This is a genomic window from uncultured Aureimonas sp. (assembly GCF_913775355.1).
In the GTDB taxonomy this organism is placed as follows: domain Bacteria; phylum Pseudomonadota; class Alphaproteobacteria; order Rhizobiales; family Rhizobiaceae; genus Aureimonas.
Genome location: NZ_CAJYIU010000236.1, coordinates 1 through 23,684, shown reverse-complemented (window position 1 = coordinate 23,684; position 23,684 = coordinate 1). Strand labels below are relative to the sequence as shown.

The window sequence follows — 23,684 nt, the reverse complement described above, 5'->3', positions numbered from 1 at the left end:
AGTCTTTCCGCATCGGCTTCGCCCTTGGTCTCGCTCGTTGGTCAGTTGAGGTGAACCGTCAGCCTCACGGCTGACGAGTGCTGTCCGGCGAAGTTGCAGAGACGAAGGGTGGTCTCCCGATTTGGGTTTGCGTGACCTGGACGTCGAGGTCATCACGATCGATCAGGAGCATGCGACGCTGGTCGGAATATTCCGATCCGAACCGCTCACCATCGACGAGATCCGGCAGCGGTGAGAACGTTCGCGTCGGGATCGAGGAGCGGGATATCGGTCTTATGAAGCTCAGTGCGGCGTGAAAAGAGTTGTACCGTTCTCCGTTACGCACGGGTCCCAGCGATCGCGTGCGAGCAACCCGAATCCAGACCTTCGGCGTTAGTCTGCCTGATCCTTCCCGCCTGCCGGCTTCATTGAACGAAAATGGGCGGAGCCTCGCAGCTCCGCCCATTTTCGTTTCGCATGTCTCGTCGGTTTCGCTCAGTCGAAGCGCCCGGAGGCATGCGCAAGCATCGTGTAGACCTTCCCCGTGTCCGAGGTCAGGTACGACTTGCTCCGCGTGTTGTCGGGATCGCGGCGGGACGCGTCCTGCAGCAGGGATTCGAAGTCCGCGATGTAGCGATCCACGGCGTGCCGGAAGTCGGCATCCCGTTGATACTTGCGACGGATCTCGTCGAACGTCTGCTGGCCCTTCATCGTGTAGAGACGACGGGTGAAGACGTTGCGCTCGCCGTTGCGGTAGCGGTCCCAGAGTTCCACCGAGACGTTGTGATCGATGGCGCGGGCGATATCGACCGACAGCGAGTTGAGCGAGTCCACGACGTGGGCCTGGCTGCGCTCCGCACGGGCGGCCTCAGGTGCCGACGTCGTCACCGGCGCCTCGGGTGCATCGTCCTCATCCTGCGAAGCGCGACGCAGGAGGTCGGACACCCATCCGCCATCGCCATCACCCGCCGCCTGATGAGCGGCCGGGTTGGTCGGCGCGGGGATCGCAGATGCAGAAGCCGGAGCGGCCGGACGAAGCGGCGAGAACTCGCCGGACCGGGCAGGCTGGACCGGAGCGGCGGTCGGCTGGGATGCAAGCATCCGCGACCCTTCGGCATTGCCGCGTACGTCGTAGGCAAGGTTTCCGCCGACAGCCGGCGATGCAGCGCGGCGCTCCACCTCGGCAGCAGGCGCAGCGCGGGTGCCGCGATCCTCGGTGGACGGCTTGCGAACATCGAGAGCGCGGCCCGACGTCGAGACGATGTCGCTCAGTTCGCGCAGCGCGCGGATCTGGTCAGACACCGCGCGACGCATGGCACGCGTGCTCTCGCGGGTTTCCTCCGGTAGTTCGAAGACGCCGCGGCGGATTTCCGTGCGGGCCGTCTCCAACTCGCGTCGCATGTCCCCGGCGGCGCGGCGCATATCGGCCGTCGCCCCCGCGAATTTCTCGGACGCTTCCTCAATCACCGAGCGCAGAGCCTCGCGGATCTGCTCGGCAGCTGCCTGCGAGCGACGCTCGGTCTCCTCCAGCTGCTGTTCGGCTTCGCCGAGGCTGGAGCCGAGCTCGCCGTTGACGGTCGCGGCCACGGCGCGAGCCCGAGCCTCGGCCTCGGAGAACAGGCGATCCACGACACCCTCGAACGAATTGAGGGTGGTCGAGATGTCCCGCGAGCGGTCGGCCAGCGTGCCGGCGAGGAGCGTGAGCCCCTCATGGCGCTCTTCCAGCGTCGCCTGCAGATTGGTCTGCGTTTCGTCGAGAAGACGCGCGGCATCGGACAGGAGGCGTCCATGCTCGGCGAACTTCTCGGTCATGCCGCCGATCTGCATGAAGGCCGTCGACGTGACGCCGTCCATGCGGGCGATCGACTGCTCGAGACGGTCGGACGACGAGGTGATCTCGTCTTCGAGGCGGAGCGCTTCGGTGCGGAAGCGGTCCCGGGTGTCGATGAGCGAAGTCTCCACGCGGCCGATCGAGCCGCTGGCATCCTCCAGCATCGTGCGCAGGGTCTCGTTGCTGTTGTCGAGACGATCGAGGAGCTGAGTGATTTCTTGGCCCAACTGGCCCTGCATGCTCGATACGCGGGTCGCCGCTTCTTCGGACCGAAGGTCAAGGGCGGAGATCAGTTCCGACGACGAGCGGCTGAGGCGTTGGACGCGCTCTTCCGTGCGCTGGATGAAGTCCGCAACGACAGCCGCGTTCTCGGCACGGAGGCGCTCGGCGACCTGATCCGACGTTCCCTCCAAAGCCTCGATCGCAGCCGTGCCGGTTTGGGACAGCGCGTCGACGATCGGCTGCGTCCGCGTTTCGATGAGGTTGGCGAGTTCAGCGTTGCGGTCGGCCAGGATCTGCGACAGGGCGCGGGTGCGCTCGGCCAAGCGCTCCGCGACGCGGTCCGAGCTGTCCGACAGGTCGCGCTCGGAGGAGGCGACACGATCGGCGATCTCGGCACCGAAACCGGTCGTGATCTCGGCAATCTGGTCGCGGGCCCGTTCGGCCTCGAGCCGCAGCGCGGTCGCGGCGGCCGACAGGCCGAGCACGACCTGCGAGCCTTCGGCGCTCAGCGCCGTGCGGGCCTGCTCGGCCTCGCGCAGGATTTCGCCGGAGACATGGGCCGTCTCGTCGCGGATGTTGGCCGCCACGGAGAGGATGTCGCTGCGGATGCTCTCCGACGTTCCATCGATCTCGGCGCGAAGGTCCATGATCGACCGCGACAGGCTCTCGTTGAGGCCACCGGACGTGTTGGAGAGAAGCGTCGCCAGACGATCGGACAAGGTCGCCAGTTCCCCGACGAAACCATCGGCCCGCTCGCCGAGAAGCGACACGCTGCGGCCGGTCTCGTCGCGGATCAGCGTCGATGCACCGCGAACGCGCTCGGCGAAGCTTTCGGCATCGGCCAGGAAGCGATGACGGGCGCCCTCGGCCTGCTCGGACATCGACGACGCGACGGCGTCGATCTCGCCGACGACCCGCGCGGCATCGGCCGCAAAGCGCTCGCGAACGTCGCCGGAGCTCGCCTCGAAGCGATCGGTCGCGCCGGTAAGCTCGGCAACGATCTGCCCGGCCGTCTCGCCGATCCGCTCGCGGACACGGTCCGTCTCGCCGCGCATCGCCTCGACGACGCGGGCGACCTCGCCGGTGATGCGACCTGCATCGTCGAGGAGGTTGCGGCGCGACTGCTCACCCGCTTCCCGCAGATGCCCGCTCGCGTCCGTGAACTCGGCGCCGATCGCGGCGGTCTGTTCCGCGACCTCGCGGCGGAGCGCATCGGACTGCTCGCGCACCTGCAACGCGGCAGCCGCGACTTCCTCGCGAATCTGCGCGGCGTCGGTCGCGAACTGCTCGCGGGTCCGGTCGCCAATAAGGCGCAGCCTGTCCGATGCGTCGGTGATGTCACCGGAGAGGGACTGCGCCTGATCCTGAACGATCTGGCGAGCCGCCTCGGCGTCTTGGCGCAGGCGATCGGCCATGGCTTCGAGACCGCCGGCGAACTCGTTTGCGACCTCCGACAGGCGCTCGCGGGCCGCCTCGGCCTCGCTGCGCATGGCCAGCGAAGCGCCGCCGATCTGCGTGGTGAAGGCGTCGCCTTCGAGGGCCAGCGCTTCTCGCAGTTCCTCGGCATCCGCGCGCATGCGCCCGGCGACGTCGGTGACCTGCCGGCCCAGCTGCTGCGCCTCGGCGGCGAAACGCTCCTGCGCTTCCTGGCCGATGCGACGGATCGACTCCGCCGACAGGACGATGCCCTCGGCGATCTGCGCGCTCTGACCCGTCAGTTCGTCGCGTGCCGTCAGGCTCGTCTCCTGCACCGACTGGACGACCGCCTTGATGCGCTCCTCGAAGCGTCCGGCTTCGGCCACGAACTCGGCCTGGGCCTCGGCGGACGACGAGCGGAACGTGGAGCCGAGTTCGCCGATGATGATGGCGATCTTCTGGGTTTCGGTTTCCAGCCCGGCGCGGGCACGGTCGGCTTCCTCGCCCATCTTGGTAGAGGCTGCCACGATCGACTCGCGCAGCGTGTCGGCGATCAGTGCCGTACGGCCGGAGAGCGTGCGCTCGACGTTGCCGAGACCACGCTCGAGGCTTTCCGTGATGGCGTTGGTCCGCTCGTCGACGGCGGCGGCGAGGCTGACCGTGCCGGCAGCCAGGGCCGCGACGATCTCTTCGCGCTTGGTCTCGAGAGCCGTCGTGACGTTGCCGGCGCTCTGTTCCAGCACGCGGCGCACGTCATCGGCGCGGTCACCGAGGGTGGCGGCCAACGAGCCGGCGACGTCCTCGATCGCGGAGGTGAGGTTGTCGCGACGCTCGTCCATCGCGGTCGCCAGCAGGCCGTCGGATTCGACCAGCGCTTGGCGAAGCGCGGTGATCCGGGTCTCGAGCGTCGAGAGGATGGTTGCGTTGCCGCCGTCGAGGGTGGCAGCGAGCCGGGTCGTGCGCTCGTCGAGATCGGAGATCAGCGAGCTTTCCGAGGCGTCGACCATCTGGCGCATCGAGAGGATGCGCTCGTCGAGTCCGTCGAGGATGGCGCCACGGGCGTTCTCCACGGCATCGCGCAGCGAGGTGCCACGGCTGTCGAGCCCTTGGATCAGGAGCGACAAGGCGTTCTCGACCGCGGACAGGACCGTCCCCGCGTTGTGGTCGATGTCGCGGGCGAAGCGAGCGGTGCGCTCGTCGAGGTTCGCGGTCAGACCCTGATGCGACGCGTCGACCGTGTCCGACAGTTCGCGGACGCGCAGCGCAAGATCGTTGACCACGCGCTCGACGGACTGTTCGAAGCTTGCCTCGATCCCGGCCGTGCGGGTCTCGAGGTTGGCGAGGAACTCCTGGCGACGATCGTCGCCCATCATCAGGGCCGCCTCCAAACGCCCGATGACGTCGTCACCGACGCGCGAGGTGTAGAGATCGAGCGACATGGACAGGCGCTCGCCGCTGTCGCGCATGAAGGCTTCGTTGGCTGCGATACGATCCGAGAGGCCGGTCGTCAGCGTCTCGTTGCGCTCGTCGAAGTCGGCGACGAACCGCTCGGTGCGGTCGGCCAGCAGGCGGTCAAGCGACGCAAGACGCGTCTCGAACTCATTCGAGAGGAGCTGCGTGCGCTGGTCGATCGCGACCTCGATCGCCGATCCACGCTCGGCCAGAAGGGCATTCATGCGATCGAGGCGCGTCTGGAACCGGTCGTCGGCCTGCGTATCGGCGGCGGCTAGCGCCGCCTCGAGCTTCTCGGCGCGCTCTGCGACGCCGGAGACCATCCGACCTTCCGCGCCGCCGATGATCGCCTCCATGCGGGCGACATTGCTTTCAATTGACTGGGTGAGGGCGCTTCCGCGCTCCTCGAACTGGGCCAGGAGCGTCTGCTGGGCGAAAGCGAGCGACGTGTCGATATCGGCAGCGCGGTCGCTGAGGACGGCGCCGAGCGAGCCGATCTGGGCATCGAAGGTCGAGCGCACGTGATCGGAATGATTGGCGAAGCTGGCGTCGATCCCCTGCCGGGCGCTCTCGGCGGCTGCGGTCAGCCCCTCGCGACCGCTGTCGATGGCGTGACGGATCTCGTCGGCACGCTCGGCAACGGTACGTGCGAAGCTGCCGGAGCTTTCGGAGAGCGTGAGAGCCAGTCGATCGGCCGTGCGATCGATCGCCTGCGCCTGACCCTCGATGGTCTGGACGAGCTGGGCGCCCTTGCCGGACAGCGCGGCTTCCAGCTGCGCCAGCCGTTCGTCGAAGCGGCCGAGAACGTCGTCGTTGCGCGAGCCGAGGAGGGCTGTGGCATTCTGGATGCGGCTGTCGAACGCTTCGTCGAGACGGCCGAGAAGGCGCTCGGTCTCCGTGGCCAGATGTGTCAGGCGCTGGTCGAGACCGGCGGTCAGCGAAGCGATGAGAGCCTCGTTCTCGCCGATCATGCGAGCGGAGCGTTCGTCGAGGGTTTCCGTCAGGCGGCGGTCGAAGGTCTCCGAGCCGGTCGCGAGGTTCTCCGTCCGCTCGGCCAGCTGGCGCAGGACGACCTCATTCGACTGACGCAGGCGCTCGCCCGCGTCCTCGCTGATCGAGGACACGCGCTGAACCAGCTCGTCGGAGCGAGCCTGAAGCTCTTCGGCTTGGGCCCGCAGGGAGAGGGCGAGCTCTTCACCGGTCTGCGCCAGGCGCCGGGTAGTCTCTTCGGCGGTCTCGCCGATGCGCTGGATGACGGCGGTGCTGCTGCCGGTGAGTTCGCTCTCGATCTCGCGGCTGCGAGCGTCAAACATGGCCGTCAGCGCCTGGCTGCGATCCTCGTAGGCCTGCGACAGCGCGGCACCGCGCTCGTCGAGCAGCGAGTGGAAGCGTTGCGTCGCCTCTTCGACCTGCTGGATGATGCGGGTGGAAGCCGTGTCGACGTCACCGATCAGCCGGTCGTGCGAGCCGACCACCGACGAGCGGAGCTTTTCCGCATGGCTGAGCATCGCCTCACGCTCGGACGATAGGTCCGTCACGAGCGAGCGGATCTTGACCTCATTGTCGGCGTAGGCGCGTTCGAGCGAGGACACCTCGTTGTGGACGATGCCCTCGAGTTCGCCCATTCGCGACAGCGCGCGCTCGACGCCCTCGCCGAGCGCCGCAACCTCGCGGCGGATGGCGTTGCCGACGCTGGCGACCTTCTCGGCGGCGATGCTCTCCGGTTCCGCCAGTCGCAGCGCGACCTCGGCGAGGGACCGGCTCATCAGACGGAGGTCCTGCGAGCGGCGCACCATCACGGCGAAGGCCATGATCAGGAGGGCCGGGAGCACCACGGCCAACGCGGCAAGCGACAGCGTCAGCCCCTCGGGAACCGGCGAACTGCCGGCGCTGATAAAGGCAAAGGACGCCGCACCGGCTAGAAGGGCCCAGGCTGCGGCGACGACACCGCCGATGACCAGCGTGCGGCGGGACGAACGGCGGGTGAGAAGGGCGTCGGCACGAACCGCTGCGGAACGCTGCTCGTCATTGGCGACGCTCGCCTTGAAGTCCCGCGTTCGGGACGGCCGCACGGGCTCGGGAGCGGCGGCAGGCTCGGGTCGCTTCGCGGTTGCCTCTCGGCGGACGGGCGGGGCGGAAGGGGCGTCTTGAGCGGCGGTGCTGGCGGTCCCGGCAGCGATCGCCGCGGCGACCGGCGGCACGGCGCTTCCGAGGCGATCGGAGGCGGCGGGCGGATCGACGCGCTCGATTTCGCCGAGAGAGGCGATGAGTTCCTCCTCCGCGATCTGGAAGTCCGGCTCGGGCGGAACGTCTGCGTCAGTGGCAGGCGGTTCGGACGGCGCAGCCGGGATCACGGCGCTTTCCTCGCGCAGGGCGCTGGTCGCCTCCTCGACGGAGCGGTCGAACTCGTTCAGGGCGAATTCGATGTTGATCTCGGACGCGGCCAGCGTGTCGTTCTCGACATGCCCCTCGGCCGTACCGCTCACCTGCGGTTGCTCGGGGTCGGAGCCCAGGAAATCCGTGTCCTGAAGCGCCGCCTCCAGCTCGGTGACTGCTTCGTCCGATAGCTGTTCAGCCGTCTTGATCTTCGACATGACCCGCCGCCCCGTACTCGTTTACTCGCGGGATGATCGCTGACCCGCCGCCCTGTCGCGCGCCAACAAACACCCGGCCATTACCGGCTCACCCTCGGACACACGGAGGGCGGGCCTTTTACATGCTCTCAAATTAGAGGCCCCCGCGGCGGAAGGAAACCCGCAATTCCGGGCTTTGATACAAGTTTAAACATTTGGTTAACGCCGATTTGGAAATGCCGGTTTCGCCGATAGCCTTCTCTTGACTGCGATCGGCGGAAGCGGGTTCGACCCGGTCCCCGACATGACGTCGCGTCGACCTGCATTTGCGGGGCCGAATCAAATCGGGCGCCCCTTGCGGCACGAGGACGCGTCAATCGATTGGGTCGCATTCTCGCGATCACGTCCCGCGAGGCAGCGCGGTCACGCGCCTGTTGATAACCATCGGGCCTGTCGGCGGATCGCGCGGTTACGAGACGGTTGACCCGGGGCCGGCGTCGTTCTACCCGCGGAGCATGACCGCGATCAGCTTCATCACTTCCGACGGGACCCGCTACGACCTCGACGCCCCCGACGGCGGGAGCGTGATGCAGGCTGCGATCCGCAACGACGTTCCCGGTATCGATGCCGACTGCGGCGGGGCATGCGCCTGCGCGACCTGCCACGTCTATGTCGACGAGGCCCGGCTCGCCGAACTCCCGCCGATGGAGGCGATGGAGGAGGACATGTTGGATTTCGCGCTCGATGTGCGGCCGAACTCGCGACTGTCCTGCCAGATCCGTGTCAGGCCCGAACTGGCGGGACTGACCCTGACGGTGCCTGCCCGGCAGGCCTGACCGGTCGTCCTGCGGTGCTAGCGCACGGACTTGATGGCGGCGCTGAGCTTGGCGTTCAGGCGGGAGTCGACCACCCGCGTCTCCGCGCGGTCGAAGCCGTTCTGCTCCTTGGCGTGCGCGAGCTGCATGTCCTGAGAGCGCCGCGATGCGGTCATCTCCATGCGGGCGCAGGTGGGTTCGGCGGGCAGCGCCAGAAGCTCGCGGTTCATCCGGTCGAGCCAGGACTTGGCGATCGCCGTGTGTTTCGCCTCGTGCTCGGCAATATCGTGCTGCAGCACCTTCCACATCGTGCGCGTATGCACGTCGGCCCCGCGCGGGGCATTCCAGCGGGGCAGCGTCGTCACGAGGTCGAGCCGGAGGTTGGTGCGCGAAACGTGGCAGCCCGTCTTCTCGGTCTTGAACTCCAGGTCGCGGCTGAAGGTGACCTTGGTCGATCCCGCATGGCGCTCGCCGCCACCCAGAAGCGGACCGTTCGACCCCAGCGCCTTGTCCAGCTCGGCGAAGGTCGCGCCACGCACCATGAAATAGGTGGTGCGCTCGGTGATCTCGGCCGCGTGGGCCAAGCCGGTGGACATGCATCCAGCCGCAAGGCTGCAGATCAGAAGTCGCCGCATCGTCGCTGGCCTCGACCCTTGAAACATCTGACCCCTACGCTACGCGGGTTCCCAAGAGTTACAAGAGACGATTGCGGAAATATTGCGGTCGTCAGTAACGGGCAGGGGAACTACCGATGATGTCGCCAGCCTGCGTGACAACCGACCGCACGTGGCGCCTCGCGCACAGTCGTACGCTGCATCTCGGCCCGAAATCGACGATCATGGGCATCCTGAACGTCACGCCGGACAGTTTTTCCGATGGCGGACGCTTCGACGGCGATGTGGAACGCGCGGTCGATGCTGCGCTGGCGATGGTGGAGGACGGCGCGGAGATCATCGACATCGGCGGCGAATCCACACGGCCGGGCGCCGAGCCGGTCGAGGCGTCGGAAGAGCAAAGGCGGGTGCTGCCTGTGATCGAGGCGCTGCGCGCCCGCTCGAAGGTCGCCATCTCGATCGACACCTATCGCGCCGAAACAGCCTCGCTTGCCGTCGAAGCCGGCGCATCGATCGTCAACGATGTGTGGGGTGCCCAGCGCGAGCCCGACCTTGCGCGCGTGGCGGCGCGTACTGGTGCTGGGCTCTGCCTGATGCACACGGGCCGCGAGCGGCAGAAGCGGACGGACGTGATCGCGGATCAGATTGCCTTTCTCACCCGTTCGATCGAAATCGCGCGAGCAGCAGGCGTCGCCGACGAGCAGATCGTCATCGATCCCGGATTCGGCTTCGCCAAGGATGCCGGCGAGAACCTGGAACTGATGATGCGTCTTGGAGAACTTGCCCCGCTCGGCTTTCCGATCCTCGTCGGTACCTCGCGAAAGCGCTTCGTGCGCGGGGTTCTCGACGGAGACGAGGGCGATCTCGACATCGCCACCGCGGCGACCAGCGTCCTAATGCGCGAGCGCGGGGCCTCGATCTTCCGGGTGCACGCGATTGCCCCGACACGCGACGCGCTGGCGGTGGTCGATGCAGCGCTCGCGAGGGGGCGGCGATGACCACGGCCTATCTCGGGCTCGGCGGCAATATCGGCGACCCCGTCCACGCGATGGCCGAGGCGCTTCGCGCGCTCGACGCGGACCCGGCGACACGCGTCGCCGCCGTTTCGCCGGTCTACCGGACCCCGCCGTGGGGACCTGTCGAGCAGCCGCCGTTCCTCAATGCCTGCGCATGCGTCGAGACCAGCCTGGAGGCGGAGGAACTTCTGGCGCTTTGCCTTTCGGTGGAGGCGAGCCTGCACCGCGACCGGAGCGTGCGTTGGGGTCCGCGAACCGTCGACCTCGACCTTCTCGATTTCGGCGGCAGGAGCCTTGCGAGCGATCGGCTGACGCTGCCGCATCCGCGGATGGCGGACCGCGCCTTCGTGCTCGTGCCCCTGGCCGACATCGCCCCGCAACTTTCGGTCGAAGGCGTGTCCGTCATCGAGCATCTGCGCTCGCTCGACACGTCGGGCATCGAGCGGCGCGATCTGGCCGCGGATTGGTGGCGGACGGCCTGAGCCGTCAGTCGGCGAGGGCGGCGCGCTTTACGCTCTCGTCGCGCTTCAGCGTCATCCCGATGACCGGGACGAGCTCGCCCGCGACCTGCACCGAGATGGTGATCATCAGCTTGTTCTTGTCTTCGAGCCGGGCAACCATCGCGCCTTTCAGCTGCTTGCGATCGAGCCCGACGACAACCTTGTTGCCCGACACGTCGCCCGAAACGATGTCGAGACCCTTGCCGCCCGATCCGTCGAGGAAGGTGCCCTTGTAGGACGAGCCGCCCTTCGTGAAGGTCGCGTTCATCGGCTGCGAGAACATGCCGACCCGGCAGGCGCCATCGAGCGACATGCCGACCGCCTTGTCGGGCTGGAGCCCGGACAGGTCGCAGACGAACTTCGTGCCCTTGTACTTGCCGGCCACGATCTCGCCCGGTCCCGACCAGCGCCCGAACACGGAGTTGAAGAAGGCTTGGTCGACATCGGCCGCGCGAGCCGGCAGGGAGCCGACGCAGGCGAGCGACAGAAGCGACAATCCGGCGACGGCGGGACGGAACATGGCGGGCCTTCGGAGCGGCAAGGACATGGGCCTATCTATCGCGCGGAACGGTTAACCGAACCTTTCGCACGCTGCCCGTCGTCCTGGCAATGCTCAGGGCTTCTCGCCACCCATCGGCTTGAGTTCGTTGAGGAAGTCGCCGATCCGTGGGCGCTGGACGCTCAGAAACGGCAGCGGCCGGCAGAGGTCCATCGCGGCAATGCCGATGCGCGCCGTCAGCAGTCCGTTGACGAGGCCTTCGCCGAGTTTCGCGGATAGCCGGGCCGCCAGGCCATGGCCCACGACCTGTCCGACAATGCCGTCGCCGACGGCGATCGAACCCGTCACCGCGAGATGCGCCAGAACGTCGCGCACCAGCCGCACGAGGCCGAGCGCCCCCGGCCGGGCGCCGTAGAGCGACGACACCACCCGGATCAGCCTCACCGTTTCGAACAGGACGAAGGCGAGATCCATGAAGGCCCGGGGGCTGACGGCCGTCACCACCGACACGCGCTTCGACGAGGCGACGACCAACGCGCGCGCCCGGGCATCGAGCGGCAGGAGGAGTTCGCGCTCGGCGAGGGTGACGAGGTCGCGTCCGTCGATCACGTCGTGGCGCGAAGCATGAAGTCTCTCGCGACCGGCCGCGGTCTCGGGGCGCGACGCCACGATCTTCGAGAGCCGAGCCACCACGGCCTCCGCCTCGGCGGCGGAATCGGTCTCGAAGGCACGGCGGCCGTCCCGCCGCTCGCGCTCCACGTCGTTCAGCCGCATGATCCCGATCGCCTCGCGGCCGACGACGCCGAGGAGGCCCACGACGAGAAGCCCGGCGAGACTGAGGGCCGCCCAGCCCAGCCAGTCCGAGCGCTGGAAGAGGTCGCGCACGAGGCTGTCGAGGGCGAGGCCGAAGGCAAGCGAGGCGAGGGCGCCGAGCGCGCCCATGGCCAGCTTCCCGAACGAGAAGCCGCGTCGGCGGCGGGTCGCGGGGTCGGCGTCCAGACGGGCTGCGGCTTCTGCCTCCAGCGCGTCGTCCGGCTCGATCGTCACGCGTGCGAGATCGGAAATGCTGCGCGGCTCGCGCGCGGACCGGATGGGCGGCGGGGCAGCCGGCGGATCGATCGGGAAGGCCGACGGGCGACGGGGCGTTTCGCTCATGCCAGTCGATCTCCCATGAGGAACTGGAGCGCGCGGTCAAGACGGATCTGCGGCAGCGACAAGGTCGCGCCTTCGGCGGATCGCTCCAGCCGGGGCGGGCGGAACCGCACGAACGTCAGCGGATCGAGTGCCCCCGTGCCGTCCGGACCGGCGCGCAGGATACGGGACGCGTCGTCCGGCAGGTCGCCCGGAAATACAGCCGTTTCCGTGCGGCCGTCGAAGCGCTGACCGCCGATCTCCTCGCCCTCTATCGGGGTGCCGACGATCACCGGCAGCGTCTCGCCGCGATCCGTGACGGTCGCTTCGTGCGTGGCGCGGACCGCGGCCATTGCGGCGACGTCGGTCTGGGCGCCCGACAGGCGAGCGCGATCCACCGCGCCGTCGACGAGCCGGCGGACGATGTTCTCGAGGCGCTGGTGGCTGGTGCGATGCAGATGGTCGGCCTTGGTCGCGGCAACGAGGATGCGATCGATGCGGGGCGTCAGGATCGAGCCGAGCCACGACGCCCGACCCGGGCGGAAGCAGGCCAGAATGTCGCTGAGGGCCGTCTCGAGATCCTGCACCGCCTCGGGACCGGCGTTGATCGCCTGAAGCGCGTCGATGAGGATGATCTGCCGGTCGAGCCGGGCGAAGTGGTCGCGGAAGAAGGGGCGCACGACCACGGTCTTGTAGGCCTCGTAGCGCCGCGCGTGCACGGCACCGTAGCTCCCCTTCGGATAGGTGCGGCCCGTCTCGACGGGCAGCGGTGCGAAGGTGAGGGCAGGCGAGCCTTCCAAGTCTCCCGGCATCAGGAACCGGCCCGGTGGAAGGGTCGAAAGCGCCGTCCGGTCCTCGCGACAGGCGCGCAGGTAGTCCGCAAAGGTCGAACTCAGCCGCTGGCTCGTCGTCTCGTCGGCGGTCGCTGCGGGATCGATCGCGGCGAGTGCATCGAGGAAGGGGCGCGCCATGCGATCGCGGGACGGCAGGCGGGCACGCTCGAGCGATTCCGCCGAGAAGGTCGCGAAGTCCTTTTCGAGCAGCGGCAGATCGAGGAGCCATTCGCCGGGGTAATCGACGATGTCGATCGACAGCTTGCCCGGCGACAGAAAGCGCATCCAGCCGGACGCCGTTTCGTACTCGACCGTCAGCCGGAGCTGCGAAATCGCGCGGGTCGACTGCGGCCACACGCGATCCTCAAGCATCGCGCGCAGGTGATCCTCGTACTGGAAGCGCGGTACGGCGTCGTCGGGCTGCTCCTCGAGATAGGTGCGCGAGATGCGCCCGGAGCTCTGGGCCTCGAACATCGGCAGTCGCCCGCCATGCAGGAGATTATGGACGAGCGCGGTGATGAAGACCGTCTTGCCGGCCCGCGACAGACCGGCCACACCAAGCCGGAGCGTCGGATGAAACAGCCCGGACCCTCGATCCGAGAGATTGTCGAAGACGATCCGCGCTTCGTCGGCAATGGATGGCATGGGCAACCGATCGGGTCTTGGAGAGGCATCCTGGTCGCGCTCATATAGTCGGCGTCCGACGCTCTCGACAGACCGGCGGGCTCAAGGCTTGATGATGGCTCGCAGGCGACCGTCGAGATCCGGTCCTCGGTGAAGATCGACGATCAGCCAATATGCCGTTCCGACGCCGCCCCGCAGTTGCCCCTGTGATGCCGCATCCATCTCGCACAGAGACATGGCGAGGTCCTCGATCGTCGGATTGTGGCCGACCAGCAGCAGTTCACCCGGCCCTTGGAATGCAGTGATCTCCGCTCGATAAGCTTCGGCCCCCAAGGCGTAGAGATCGTCGCTGAACCGCACCGGCACCTCAGCGGGCAGAGCGCTGCGGACGAGATCGAGCGTCTGTCGCGCGCGCACCGCGGTCGAGCAGACGACGGACCCGACGGGGACCTCCGTCTCGCGCAGCTTGGCCGCGAGCGACGCTGCATCAGCACGCCCGCGATCGTCGAGAATACGCTGATGGTCTCGCTGCCCGGGCACGGCCCACGAGGAATGGGCGTGGCGGAGAATGTGGATCGTGCGTTCAGCCGTCATGTTTCCTCGTTAGGACAAGCCGCACCGAAGGTCGAGAATCGGCTGGCGGTCGGTTGAGGCGGTCCGCAACCGCAGCGCGAAGTCGGTTCGCTTGTCCCGGCGACCGTCGGGGCTGGACCCGGGCTGACGAAGCGAAGAGGTCGGAACCGGGATGTCACAAATTCGCTGCGATTTTCGCGGTTTAGCGATGGCGAGAGCAAAAGCCGCAGGGTCCGCCGGGCAACTTGTCCGGTTCTCCAACGGTCGCTATAAGCCCGCGCAAGGTGCAGATGGAGGATCCGCATGAGTGAAACCCTTCCGTTGGGAACCGGCTTGCCGGAAGACGGGCCCTTCATGAACGACCGCCAGAAGGAGTACTTTCGCAAGAAGCTCCTCGGATGGAAGGCGGATATCCTTCGCGAGTCCCGTGAGACGCTGGAGGCTCTCGCCAGCGAGAACGCCAATCTGGCCGACGCGGCCGACCGGGCCTCGTCCGAAACCGACCGGGCCATCGAGCTCCGCGCCCGCGACCGGCAGCGTAAGCTGATCGCCAAGATCGATGCCGCCATCGAGCGTATCGACGACGGGACCTACGGCTACTGCGAGGAGACCGGAGAACCGATCAGCCTGCGTCGCCTCGACGCCCGGCCGATCGCCACGCTCTCGCTGGAAGCCCAGGAGCGCCACGAGCGCCGCGAGAAGGTCTACCGCGACGAGTAGGCCGTTTCGCGGACTTGGATCGGATACGAAAAAGGGCCGCTCGCGCGGCCCTTTTTCGTTGGCTTCGACGGTTCAGCGCCGCTCGGAAACGTCGATCGTAAAGTCGTGGAGCAGGCGCTCCATCTCCTCTTCGAGCGTCAGTGTCCGTTCCGCTTCCTCATGCGGCAGGCTCTGCGGATCCGAGCCTTGCACATCCGAGGCCACGGCGACCGGCGCGGCTGGAGCGATCGGAGCGGCGGCGTAGACGGGCGGGGCCGGCGGAGGCGTCACGGGCGACGTGCGCGCGGGCGGGTTTACGACGGGCGAGGCCTCGACCGGCGGCGACGCACGACGATCCTGTATCGTCGACGCGAAGCTGCGGACCGAGAGCGGCGCGGGGCTTGCGGTATCGGCATCCGCCTTGGGACCGGCAAACCCGACTTCGGCGTCCGCGTCGGCATCGGCGCGCGGAGCAACCGGGGCGGACGGCCAGCGCACCGGGATGCGCTCCGGCAACGGCGGAACGCTTGGCGGAGCGCTTCTCACGTCCTCGGGCTCGGAGCGCAGAGCCTCGTCGTCTCGTCCCGCGGGCGACGACCCCACGGCCGGCGCCGCGGGCGTCGTCGACCAGAACGAGCGCGCCGGTGTCACGTCGGCTTCGTTGCGAACGGGCGGCGCCACGGGCGTCGCGCGGGAGGGCTGAGGCAGTGTCGGTGTCGCCATCGAGCGAGGCGGCGCGGACACCGGCGGTGTCGCAGGCGGCTGCGTTGGCTGGGCTGCGGGGAGGCGCGTTGCGTTCGGCTGCTGCTGCGGCTGCGCCGCAGGCGATATAGGCCCGGCCGCCGCCGGAGAGACCGGAATGGCGGGCGGACGCTGGATTGGTGCCGGCGGAATGATGGCCTGCCGCGGCGGCTCATAGGTCTGGGCGCTGGCGACGGGAACGGCGGGGGGGGCCTCGGACCGGCGCGCGGGCGGCTCGACGAAGGTCGTCGTCGGCAGACTGCGCGACGGCGGCGCGGACACCGGCGGCGTCACGTCTCCCGCGCGGCGCGACGGCACTGCGGGCTCGACGGGGAAAGCCGGCTCCGAGCGGCGGGCAGGGATCTGCTCCTCCACCGCGCGAACGGGTGAAGCCGCGACCGGCATCGGTGCAGGCACCACGGGCACGGTCGGGGCGACGATCAGCGGGGGAATAATCTCCGGCTCGACGTGGGGCTCCACGGCTTGCGGCTGGGGCTGCTGTGTTGCAACGGGCGGGACGACGCGAGGTTCGATCGGAGCGACGCGCTCCGGCGCTGACGCCTGCGCGCGCGAAACGGGCTGCTGGCGTGGCTCCGGAACAGGCATGACCGGGGTTTCGGCGATCGGCGCCAGCGACGGGTGTTCGCCCGTCTGCTGCCCGTCGTTCGGGACGGGCTGGACGGTCGGGCGCGGCGTGCGACGGTGGGGAAGCGATTGCTGGGGCTGAGGCTGGGGCTGCGGTGCCGTGCGCTGCTCGGGCTCGGCGAAACCGGGCTCCTGGCGCGCCCGCCGAGGTTGGCCGCGCACGATCCCCGGCTCCACGACGAGATCGTTCTGGCCGCCGATTAGAATGAGGTGCTCCACATCGTCACGGCGAACCAGCACCAGCTTGCGCTTCGGGTCGACGGGCGCCATGTCCAGCACCGCGAGGCGTGGGGCGCGCGAGCGGCCACCGATGCCGCCGCTGCCGGCGAACACGCGCTTCGCCAGCCCGATCAGGACGAGCGCCAAGAGCACCACCAGCGCGGCCGCCAGAATCACCGTCATGATCGGGGCGAGGCTTTCGCCGACGATGCTCGCGAGCCACTCACGCATTTACCATATCCTCCTGGGCCTTCGTATGCGATGGAACCGGGACGGTTCCGCCGGACGACGCCATGCCTGCCATCTAGAGTTCCGCCGATCAGGCTCCAGCGCCGCGTCAGCTTCGGAACATAGTGCCGTGCCATCATGTCGAGAGATTGCGGATGGCGCAAATTCGACAGATTCTCATGCCCGTGCCGTCCCGCATTAATCTGTTCGGCTTTGCCTCGGAAGGGTCGATCGTTCGCATATGGAACATCTGCTGTGGACCAGACGCCCGCTTCCGCCACGCACATGAGCGATAAGCCGCTGATCGACGGACGGTCCGATTCGAGCGGCGTTCGCCGTCTTCTGTTCCTTGCCGGTTTCGTCTTCGTGTTCGCTGCGACGCTGGCGCTTCTCGGCCACTCCTACGGCGCGCTGGCGCTGCTCGTTATGTTCGCGATCCTCGCGATGTGCGGGATTGCGGCCGTTTTCGGCCTCGCGCTCGGGTTCCTCCATGTCGGGCCGCGGATCGCCGACGCCGACATCGCCCGCGAAGCGCTCAACTCGCTTCCGGTCGGCATGCTCGTGACCGACCGCAAGGGTCGGATCATCTACGCCAACAATGCCTATGGCGAGAAAACCGGCGCCGCGGGAGCGTCGTCCGTCCGCACGCTGGAACGGCTCCTGTCGCGCGAGGCCGAGGCCTCCGAGGCGATCTACCGGCTCGCGAATATCGCGCGCGAGAACAAGCCGGGGCAGGAGGAATTTCGCCTGACGCGTCGTCTCGGCAGCGCCGGTCCGTCCTCGCCGCACTGGTATCGTGCCTCGGTCGGACCGTTCGGCGACGCTGCGGCAGGGCTGCAACTCTGGCAGATCGCCGACATCACGCCCGAGCGCGAGGAGCAGGAGTCCTTCTTCAAGAACCTGCAGCACGCCATCGACTATCTCGACCACGCCCCCGCCGGTTTCTTCGCCGCCGACGAGCAGGGGCGCATCGCCTACATCAACGCGACGCTGGCGGACTGGCTGTCGCTGGATCTGGCGACCTTCAAACCCTATTCGCGCTCGATCCAGGACTATCTGGGCGAGGGTGCGTCGAGCTTCCTGCGTCGCGCCGGCGACCAGCGCGCGCCGGGCGCCGTTGAGAGCTTCGACCTCGATCTCGTCACCTCGGGCGGGCAGCGTCTGCCGGTGCGGCTCCTGCGCAATGCGACCCGAACCGCCGACGGTGCGCCCGGCTTGACGCGGACCCTCGTCCTCGACCGCGCGCCGCGCGGCGACGACGAGAATGCCCTGCGCGCCGCGGAAATCCGCTTCACGCGCTTCTTTAATTCCTCGCCGATGGCGATCGCTGCGATGGATGCCAATGGCCGCGTTACCCGCGCCAACGCCGCCTTTGCCACCCTCTTCGGAGACGAGGCGGCGATGGGGCGAGCGGCGGTCTCGGACTGCCTGCGGGAGGAAAATCGCGAAGCCCTGCGTCAGGCCGTCTCGGCTGCGATGCGCGGCCAGGCCGGCATTCCGTCGCTCGACGTCGACCTCACCAGCGAGCCGACCCGCTCGGCACGCCTTTACCTCAGCGCCAACGCCGACGTCAGCGACGGATCGGGCGAGGTCGCGATCCTCTACGGCGTCGACATCACGCAGCAGCGGACGCTGGAGGACCAGTTCGCGAAGTCGCAGCGGATGCAGGCGATCGGCAACCTCGCCGGCGGCATTGCGCACGACTTCAACAACGTCCTGACGATCATCACCGCGTCGGTCGACTTCCTGCTCCTGAACCACCGGACGGGCGATCCCTCGTTCCAGGATCTCCTTCTCATCAAGCAGAGCGCCAACCGCGCCGCCTCGCTGGTGCGCCAGCTTCTCGCCTATTCCCGTCGTCAGACGATGCGTCCCAAGATGCTCAACCTGACCGACGTGATCGCCGATATGCACCTTCTCCTGAAGCGCATCTCCGGCGACCTCGTGAAGCTGGAACGCCAGCACGCGCGCGACCTGTGGCCCGTGATGGCCGACATCGGCCAGTTCGAGCAGGTGGTCACCAACCTCGTGCAGAACGCGCGCGACGCGATGTCGACGAACGGCCGCGTCATCATCTCGACCCGCAACGTGCCGGCGGAGGAGGCCGCCCAGTTCGGCTACAGCGAGCTGGGCGAGGGCGACTACGTCCTGATGGAGGTTTCCGACACCGGCTCCGGCATGCCGGCGGACGTCGCCGAGCGCATCTTCGAGCCGTTCTTCACCACCAAGGAGATTGGCAAGGGCACCGGTCTCGGGCTGTCGATGGTCTACGGCATCGTCAAGCAGTCGGGCGGATCGATCTTCGTCGAGACGAAGCCGGGCGAGGGTACCACTTTCCGCATCTTCCTGCCGCGGCACATCCCGGTCGACGTGCCCGCCGCCAAGGGGGAACTGCCGTCCCCGGCCGCCTCCAATGCCAAGCAGGACCTGTCCGGCACCGCGTCGATCCTTCTGGTCGAGGACGAGGACAACGTGCGAGCCGGCAACGTGCGCGCGCTCAAGATGCGGGGCTATGAGGTCCACGAGGCGTCGAGCGGTCTCGAGGCGCTGGACGTGATGGAGGAGATCGGCGGCAAGGTCGACCTCGTCGTCTCGGACGTCGTCATGCCCGAGATGGACGGCCCGACCCTCCTGCGCGAGATGCGCAAGCAGCGGCCGGACCTCAAGTTCATCTTCGTCTCCGGCTATGCCGAGGACGCGTTCGCCAAGAACCTGCCCGACGGCGAGAAGTTCGGGTTCCTGCCAAAGCCGTTTTCGCTCCGTGAGTTGGCCGTGGCCGTGAAGGAAGCGCTCGAAGAGTAGGCGATCAGCGTCGAGCGCTGGCGACGGCGATCTGAGCGGCTAGCCGCGCGTTCGAGCGCACGAGCACGATGTTCGCCTCCAGCGAGCGACCGCCGCTCAGTTCGAAGATCCGCTTCAGGAGGAACGGCGTCACCGCTTTACCCCGCACATCGGCCGCGTCGGCGTCGGCGAGCGCCGCCTCGATCCAGCCGCCGACCGTCTCGCGGTCGATCTCGAGATCGGGCGCGAGCGGATTGGTGACGAGCATCCCGCCCTCCAGGCCGATCGCCTCACGCGCGCGCTGGAACGCTGCGATCTCCTGCGGACTGTCGAGACGCAGCGGCGCGGCGATGCCGGAACCACGCGACCAGAACGACGGCAGTTCGTCCGTCGCGTAGCCGATCACCGGTACGCCCTTGGTTTCCAGGACCTCGAAGGTCTTGTGAAGGTCGAGAATAGCCTTCGCCCCGGCGCACACGACGATGACCGTGGTTCTCGCCAGTTCGTCGAGGTCCGCCGAGACGTCGAAGCTCGATTCCGCGCCGCGATGCACGCCGCCGATGCCGCCGGTGGCGAACGTGGCGATGCCCGCGAGCGCCGCGGCGATCATGGTCGCTGCGACCGTCGTCGAACCCGTTCGTCCGGTCGCCATCGCGAAGGCGAGATCGGCACGCGACAGTTTCATCGCACCCGTCGTCTGGGCGAGCGCCACCAGATCGTCGTCGGAGAGCCCGATGCGCAACACGCCATCCAGGACGGCGATCGTCGCGGGCTCGGCGCCTTCCGCACGGATCAGGGCTTCGACGCCGCGCGCCATCTCGATATTCTGCGGCCACGGCATGCCGTGTGTGATGATGGTCGATTCGAGGGCGACGACCGGGCGCCCGGCGTCGAGGGCGGCCTGAACGGCAGGGGAACATTGGAAGGGCTGGGACACGCGACGCTCCGTCAAGTCAGAATGAAATCGGGGTTTGGAAGGGCGGCAGCGATCGCACGGGCTTGCCTGGCCGAGGCCTCGTCGAGGCCGGAACCGATCCGCAACGACGCTGCGGCGAGACCGAGGCGCACCGCGTCCGTGAAGGCGAAGCCGCCGAGCCAGGCGCCGAACGCGGTGCCGGCCAAGGTATCCCCGGCGCCGACGACGTCGACGACGGCGTCGACTGTCGGCGGCGCTTGCCGCCAGCTTGAAGCCGGTTCGACCACGAGGATAGGTCGCGCCCCGTCCGTCACCACCGCTCGCGCCAACCCGGCCGTCCGGACGGCCGCGACCAATTCGCCGTCGCTCGCCTCGGTCGGCAACTCGAGCAGCGCCGCGATTTCGATCCGCGAGGCGAACAGGACGGACAGGCTTCGCAGAACCGGGGCGAGGCGGACGATCTTGGCGGGCGAGACGGCGATAGCGGCAAGGCTGGCCGGTTTCAGCGCAGCGAGATGGGCCAGCGCTGCCGACGACAGGTTCGCATCGACGATGAGGCCATCGGCGTTCGCGACGCGGTCGAGGACATGACGCCGCGACAGGACGCGCGGGTTCAGTCGATCGTAGATCTCCATGTCGGCGACGCCGCCGACGAGATCGCCGCCGACGTCCACGAGGGCGGTATAGGTGGCCGAGCGGCGATCGAGCCACGCGATCCGTGCGTCGGAAATTCCGAGACGGTCGAACTCCGCGCCGATCCGCTCCGCCGCCTCGTCGCCGCCGCACGCGCTGACGAGAGCCGTTTCGTGTCCAAAGACGCGGAGCGCCTTCGCGGCGTTGAAGGCCGCGCCGCCAACACGCTCGATGACACGCCCGGGATTGGAATAGCCGGGGTGGAACGGAGCGTCGGATATCGCGATCTGGTCGACGTGGGCGGCACCCACCAGCACGATCGATGCCGGGCGTAGCGCCAAGTCGGCCGTCAACGTTCGCTCACCCACTCCGACGACGTTCACGCGAACGAATCAGTCCGCAAACACGAGAACACATCGGGATCATGCCTTGCAAAATGAGAACAAAAGAGGTACATGAAGAGCCACGGTAACGACGTTGCACCCCACCATCGCTCATGGAATAAGGTCCTGACCCATGGCCCAGAATTCACTCCGTCTCGTTGAGGATACATCGGTGGACAAAACAAAGGCGCTCGACGCAGCCCTGTCGCAGATCGAGCGGGCCTTCGGCAAGGGCTCGATCATGCGGCTCGGTGCCACCGAGAAGCTCGACATCGAGACGATCTCGACCGGTTCGCTGGGGCTCGACATCGCGCTCGGCGTCGGCGGTCTTCCCAAGGGACGCATCGTCGAGATCTACGGCCCCGAGTCGTCGGGCAAGACCACGCTGGCGCTCCACACGGTCGCCGAAGCCCAGAAGGGCGGCGGCGTCTGCGCCTTCGTCGATGCCGAGCACGCGCTCGACCCGGTCTACGCCAGAAAGCTCGGCGTCGACCTCGACAGCCTCCTAATTTCGCAGCCGGACACGGGCGAGCAGGCACTGGAGATCGTCGATACGCTCGTCCGTTCCGGCGCGATCGACGTGCTCGTGGTCGACTCGGTCGCCGCGCTGACGCCGCGCGCCGAGATCGAAGGCGAGATGGGCGACTCGCTGCCCGGCATGCAGGCTCGCCTGATGAGCCAGGCGCTGCGCAAGCTGACGGGCTCGATCTCGCGCTCGAAGTGCATGGTCATCTTCATCAACCAGATCCGCATGAAGATCGGCGTGATGTTCGGCTCGCCCGAGACGACGACGGGCGGCAACGCCCTGAAGTTCTACGCCTCGGTGCGCCTCGACATCCGCCGCATCGGTTCGATCAAGGAGCGCGAAGAGGTCACGGGCAACCAGACCCGCGTCAAGGTGGTGAAGAACAAGCTCGCACCGCCGTTCAAGCAGGTCGAGTTCGACATCATGTACGGCGAGGGTGTGTCGAAGGTCGGCGAGCTGGTCGACCTCGGCGTGAAGTCCGGCATCGTCGAGAAGTCGGGCGCCTGGTTCTCCTACAACTCGCAGCGTCTCGGACAGGGCCGTGAGAACTCGAAGCAGTTCCTGCGCGACAATCCGGCGGTGGCCACCGAGATCGAGTCCGCGATCCGTCAGAACGCAGGGCTGATCGCCGAGCAGCTTCTGCAGAACGGCGGCCCGGATCCGAACGACGACGCCGAGTGATTATGACGAAAGAGGGCGCCGCGAGGCGCCCTCTTTCGTTTGTGCTGCGGGAACGGTTCAGATCTTCGGGTCGATCATCGCGATGCCGTCCGGCGCGCTGCGGCCCATGGCGACGAGAGCGGGGACCGCCGCTTCCAGCGACAGCGTCTCGCCGATCAGTCGATCGGGACGCAGCGAGCCAGCGAGGATCATCTCCAGCATCGCGTCGTACCGCCACGACTGCATGCCGTGGCTGCCGTAGATTTCCAGTTCATGGGCGATGACCTGCGCCATGGGGATCGACGCCTTCGCGTTGTCCGCCAGCATCAGCCCCACCTGCACGTGGCGGCCGCGGCGACGGAGATTGGCGATGGAGTTGAAGCAGGTCTCGGGATGACCCAGCGCATCCAGCGAGACATGCGCCCCGCCTCCGGTAATCTCGCGGACCGCCTCGACCACGGAGGAAACCTCGCGAGAATTGACGGTCGCAGCCGCTCCCATCCTGCGTGCCAGTTCAAGCTTCGTGTCCGCAACATCGATCGCAACGACGCGCGCGCCGAGTGCTGCCGCGATCATGACGGCGGACAGGCCGACGCCGCCGGCGCCATGCACCGCGACCCATTCGCCGCCTCGCACGCGTCCCTGGTCGACCACGGCGCGGAACGATGTAGCGAAGCGGCAGCCGAGACTGGCCGCCGTCCGGAAATCCATGCTCTCCGGTAGGCGCACCAGATTGTTGTCCGCCCGATCGATCGACACGAATTCGGCGAACGAGCCCCAATGCGTGAAGCCGGGCTGGAACTGCGCCTCGCAGACCTGCTGGTGCCCGGCGTGGCACTCGCGGCAATGCCCGCACGCGGCGATGAAGGGGACGGTGACACGCTCGCCCGGCGTGAAGCCCCGCACATCCCGCCCGACGGCGGCGATGACGCCAGCGAACTCATGTCCCGGCACATGCGGCACGCGGATGTCGGTGTCGTGCCCCACCCAGCCGTGCCAGTCGCTGCGGCATAGACCCGTCGCCATGACTTCGATCACGACGCCGTCCGGGGCCGGGGTCGGATCGGGAACCTGCCGGATGTCCGGCTCGGTCCCGAAGGTCTCGAAGATCATGGCTTTCATCGTGCGGCGCTCCGTCTGACAGGAGCATCCTCCACCGCAACGGCGTCGCAACG

Annotated in this window: 16 protein-coding genes; 6 read left to right on the top strand and 10 right to left on the bottom strand. The window is 67.9% G+C overall.

The features are described from left to right. Positions 1-474 precede the first annotated feature (474 nt). A complete protein-coding gene (locus tag QZ753_RS14350; protein WP_294644534.1) occupies positions 475-7,494 on the bottom strand; it encodes a hypothetical protein in 7,020 nt (2,339 codons plus the stop codon). Between the two features lie 494 nt (positions 7,495-7,988). On the opposite strand from QZ753_RS14350, the gene QZ753_RS14345 reads away from it, so the two are divergent. Next, a complete protein-coding gene (locus QZ753_RS14345) occupies positions 7,989-8,309 on the top strand; it encodes a 2Fe-2S iron-sulfur cluster-binding protein (RefSeq protein ID WP_055884414.1) in 321 nt (106 codons plus the stop codon). A gap of 17 nt (positions 8,310-8,326) precedes the next feature. On the opposite strand, the gene QZ753_RS14340 is transcribed toward QZ753_RS14345, so the two are convergent. Beyond that, on the bottom strand, positions 8,327-8,884 hold the full coding sequence (locus QZ753_RS14340) for a DUF922 domain-containing protein (protein WP_294644532.1): 558 nt from the start codon (positions 8,882-8,884) through the stop codon (positions 8,327-8,329). A 155-nt stretch (positions 8,885-9,039) separates the two neighbouring features. Between QZ753_RS14340 and folP the strand changes: the two genes are divergently transcribed. Continuing rightward, positions 9,040-9,900, top strand: coding sequence for a dihydropteroate synthase (gene folP / locus QZ753_RS14335; RefSeq protein ID WP_294644530.1), 861 nt, complete (start codon positions 9,040-9,042; stop codon positions 9,898-9,900). Further along, entirely contained in the window at positions 9,897-10,400 is a 504-nt protein-coding gene (folK, locus tag QZ753_RS14330; RefSeq protein ID WP_294644529.1) for a 2-amino-4-hydroxy-6-hydroxymethyldihydropteridine diphosphokinase, read from the top strand. Before folP ends, folK begins: the two co-directional genes overlap by 4 nt. A gap of 4 nt (positions 10,401-10,404) precedes the next feature. Here the strand turns inward: folK and QZ753_RS14325 are convergent, their stop codons facing one another. The 4 genes from QZ753_RS14325 to QZ753_RS14310 form a co-directional block, all read right to left on the bottom strand. Continuing rightward, on the bottom strand, positions 10,405-10,938 hold the full coding sequence (locus QZ753_RS14325; RefSeq protein ID WP_294644527.1) for a hypothetical protein: 534 nt from the start codon (positions 10,936-10,938) through the stop codon (positions 10,405-10,407). 93 nt (positions 10,939-11,031) lie between these two features. Next, a complete protein-coding gene (locus QZ753_RS14320; RefSeq protein WP_294644525.1) occupies positions 11,032-12,072 on the bottom strand; it encodes a YcjF family protein in 1,041 nt (346 codons plus the stop codon). Next, a complete protein-coding gene (locus QZ753_RS14315) occupies positions 12,069-13,526 on the bottom strand; it encodes a YcjX family protein (RefSeq protein ID WP_294644523.1) in 1,458 nt (485 codons plus the stop codon). The genes QZ753_RS14320 and QZ753_RS14315 overlap by 4 nt, the downstream gene beginning before the upstream one ends. An 81-nt stretch (positions 13,527-13,607) precedes the next feature. Beyond that, a complete protein-coding gene (locus tag QZ753_RS14310) occupies positions 13,608-14,099 on the bottom strand; it encodes a histidine phosphatase family protein (protein ID WP_294644522.1) in 492 nt (163 codons plus the stop codon). A 282-nt stretch (positions 14,100-14,381) separates the two neighbouring features. Between QZ753_RS14310 and dksA the strand changes: the two genes are divergently transcribed. Beyond that, complete coding sequence (gene dksA / locus QZ753_RS14305) at positions 14,382-14,798, top strand: RNA polymerase-binding protein DksA (protein ID WP_090959666.1); 417 nt, start codon at positions 14,382-14,384, stop codon at positions 14,796-14,798. A 72-nt stretch (positions 14,799-14,870) separates the two neighbouring features. Here the strand turns inward: dksA and QZ753_RS14300 are convergent, their stop codons facing one another. Next, complete coding sequence (locus QZ753_RS14300; RefSeq protein WP_294644521.1) at positions 14,871-16,613, bottom strand: flagellar biosynthetic protein FliO; 1,743 nt, start codon at positions 16,611-16,613, stop codon at positions 14,871-14,873. A 252-nt stretch (positions 16,614-16,865) separates the two neighbouring features. Here QZ753_RS14300 and cckA point away from each other — a divergent pair, with 252 nt between their 5' ends. Then, positions 16,866-19,412, top strand: coding sequence for a cell cycle histidine kinase CckA (gene cckA, locus QZ753_RS14295; RefSeq protein ID WP_294644520.1), 2,547 nt, complete (start codon positions 16,866-16,868; stop codon positions 19,410-19,412). Between the two features lie 4 nt (positions 19,413-19,416). On the opposite strand, the gene QZ753_RS14290 is transcribed toward cckA, so the two are convergent. Next, positions 19,417-20,328, bottom strand: coding sequence for a pseudouridine-5'-phosphate glycosidase (locus QZ753_RS14290; RefSeq protein WP_294644518.1), 912 nt, complete (start codon positions 20,326-20,328; stop codon positions 19,417-19,419). Between the two features lie 11 nt (positions 20,329-20,339). Then, positions 20,340-21,251, bottom strand: coding sequence for a PfkB family carbohydrate kinase (locus tag QZ753_RS14285; protein ID WP_294644516.1), 912 nt, complete (start codon positions 21,249-21,251; stop codon positions 20,340-20,342). Between the two features lie 205 nt (positions 21,252-21,456). On the opposite strand from QZ753_RS14285, the gene recA reads away from it, so the two are divergent. Further along, on the top strand, positions 21,457-22,530 hold the full coding sequence (recA, locus tag QZ753_RS14280) for a recombinase RecA (RefSeq protein WP_090959655.1): 1,074 nt from the start codon (positions 21,457-21,459) through the stop codon (positions 22,528-22,530). A 57-nt stretch (positions 22,531-22,587) separates the two neighbouring features. Here recA and QZ753_RS14275 read toward each other — a convergent pair whose 3' ends face one another. Next, a complete protein-coding gene (locus tag QZ753_RS14275; protein ID WP_294644514.1) occupies positions 22,588-23,631 on the bottom strand; it encodes a zinc-dependent alcohol dehydrogenase family protein in 1,044 nt (347 codons plus the stop codon). Between the last annotated feature and the right edge of the window lie 53 nt (positions 23,632-23,684).

Bases quoted from the DNA above. Each gene is read 5' to 3' on its own strand.
- folP (WP_294644530.1), top strand. From the start codon at position 9,040: ATGATGTCGCCAGCCTGCGTGACAACCGACCGCACGTGGCGCCTCGCG.
- recA (WP_090959655.1), top strand. From the start codon at position 21,457: ATGGCCCAGAATTCACTCCGTCTCGTTGAGGATACATCGGTGGACAAA.
- QZ753_RS14320 (WP_294644525.1), bottom strand. From the start codon at position 12,072: ATGAGCGAAACGCCCCGTCGCCCGTCGGCCTTCCCGATCGATCCGCCG.
- QZ753_RS14345 (WP_055884414.1), top strand. From the start codon at position 7,989: ATGACCGCGATCAGCTTCATCACTTCCGACGGGACCCGCTACGACCTC.
- QZ753_RS14340 (WP_294644532.1), bottom strand. From the start codon at position 8,884: ATGTCCACCGGCTTGGCCCACGCGGCCGAGATCACCGAGCGCACCACC.
- QZ753_RS14275 (WP_294644514.1), bottom strand. From the start codon at position 23,631: ATGAAAGCCATGATCTTCGAGACCTTCGGGACCGAGCCGGACATCCGG.
- dksA (WP_090959666.1), top strand. From the start codon at position 14,382: ATGAGTGAAACCCTTCCGTTGGGAACCGGCTTGCCGGAAGACGGGCCC.
- QZ753_RS14315 (WP_294644523.1), bottom strand. From the start codon at position 13,526: ATGCCATCCATTGCCGACGAAGCGCGGATCGTCTTCGACAATCTCTCG.
- folK (WP_294644529.1), top strand. From the start codon at position 9,897: ATGACCACGGCCTATCTCGGGCTCGGCGGCAATATCGGCGACCCCGTC.
- QZ753_RS14310 (WP_294644522.1), bottom strand. From the start codon at position 14,099: ATGACGGCTGAACGCACGATCCACATTCTCCGCCACGCCCATTCCTCG.
- QZ753_RS14325 (WP_294644527.1), bottom strand. From the start codon at position 10,938: ATGTTCCGTCCCGCCGTCGCCGGATTGTCGCTTCTGTCGCTCGCCTGC.
- QZ753_RS14350 (WP_294644534.1), bottom strand. From the start codon at position 7,494: ATGTCGAAGATCAAGACGGCTGAACAGCTATCGGACGAAGCAGTCACC.
- QZ753_RS14300 (WP_294644521.1), bottom strand. From the start codon at position 16,613: ATGCGTGAGTGGCTCGCGAGCATCGTCGGCGAAAGCCTCGCCCCGATC.